Origin of the sequence: Novosphingobium sp. B-7 (assembly GCF_000410615.1) — a bacterium.
Taxonomy (GTDB): Bacteria; Pseudomonadota; Alphaproteobacteria; order Sphingomonadales; family Sphingomonadaceae; genus Novosphingobium; species Novosphingobium capsulatum.
Genome location: NZ_APCQ01000120.1, coordinates 1 through 1,115, shown reverse-complemented (window position 1 = coordinate 1,115; position 1,115 = coordinate 1). Strand labels below are relative to the sequence as shown.

1 protein-coding gene and 1 pseudogene are annotated in these 1,115 nt (G+C 64.6%); one reads left to right on the top strand and one right to left on the bottom strand.

The features are described 5' to 3' along the window. Window positions 1-115: 115 nt before the first annotated feature. Window positions 116-568, bottom strand: coding sequence for a MaoC/PaaZ C-terminal domain-containing protein (locus H926_RS0101240; RefSeq protein ID WP_022674682.1), 453 nt, complete (start codon window positions 566-568; stop codon window positions 116-118). Window positions 569-688: 120 nt separating this feature from the next. Between H926_RS0101240 and H926_RS25005 the strand changes: the two are divergent. Then, window positions 689-1,115: pseudogene (locus tag H926_RS25005) on the top strand (carbohydrate ABC transporter substrate-binding protein); the annotation flags it as partial.

Below are 1,115 nucleotides of genomic sequence, written 5' to 3'. Positions count from 1 at the left end.
GGCGGCGGCAGCCCCATCGCTGCCGTGGCGCGCCAGCGCAACGAGCGAGAGGCTGCCCACGGCCACGACCAGGGTGGCGGCCAGCAGGGGAAGGGGGCGGATCGGGCGCATTGCGTCAGGCCGCCGCCGAACGGCGATCGACCAGGTAGAGATGCTCGCAGGCGAGCACGGTTTCCTCGCGCTGGTTGCGGATGTCCACCGTCTCGGTCACCACGCCCTGGGCGGTCCGCTTGGGATGGTCGCGCTTGTCGGCAATGCGGGTGATCGTGGTGATCGTGTCGCCGATGTGCACCGGGCGGATGAAGCGCAGGCGATCATAGCCATAGGACATGGCGCGCGGGTTGATCACCGTTGCGGTGAGGCCGATGCCGATGCTGAACACCAGAGTGCCGTGGGCGATGCGCTGGCCAATCTCCTGCGTGGCGCACCAATCCGCATCCATGTGATGCGGAAAAAAGTCTCCGGTGTGGCCGGCATGCACGACGAAATCGGTCTCGGTGATAGTTCGGCCAAAACTTCGCCGTTCCGATCCAAGAACATAGTCTTCGAAAAACTGTTCGATGATCATCGCAGATACCTCTCCGAAAAATCTGCAATAGTATTTTTATATGATTTATATTATTGCTAAGCTGTGATGATCCCGGAGTCAACCGGTGTTGTTCGCCGCGCAGGCAAGAAGGAGGATGGGATGAGCGAGACGACCTTGAAGGGCATGACGTGGGATCACCCGCGCGGTTACGAGCCGCTGGTGGCCGCTTCGCGCGAGTGGGCGCGGCTCACCGGAACGGCGATCGAGTGGGAGCGGCGCTCGCTCCAGGCGTTCGAAACCCATCCAGTGGAAGACCTTGCCCGCGCCTATGACCTGGTGGTGATCGATCATCCCCACGTCGGCATTGCCGCGCAGTCGGGCGCGCTGCTGCCGTTCGCGGGCGGCGATGCCGATGCTGCGGCCGGCAGCGTTGGCGGATCGTATGAAAGCTATGCCTGGGATGGCCGGCAATGGGCGCTGCCGATCGACGCGGCGGCACAGGTCCAGGCCTGGGTGCCTGGTCGCCTGCCCACGCCGCTGCGCGATTGGGGCAGGCCACGCGGAGGCTGGCGGCATCGGCCTGCCG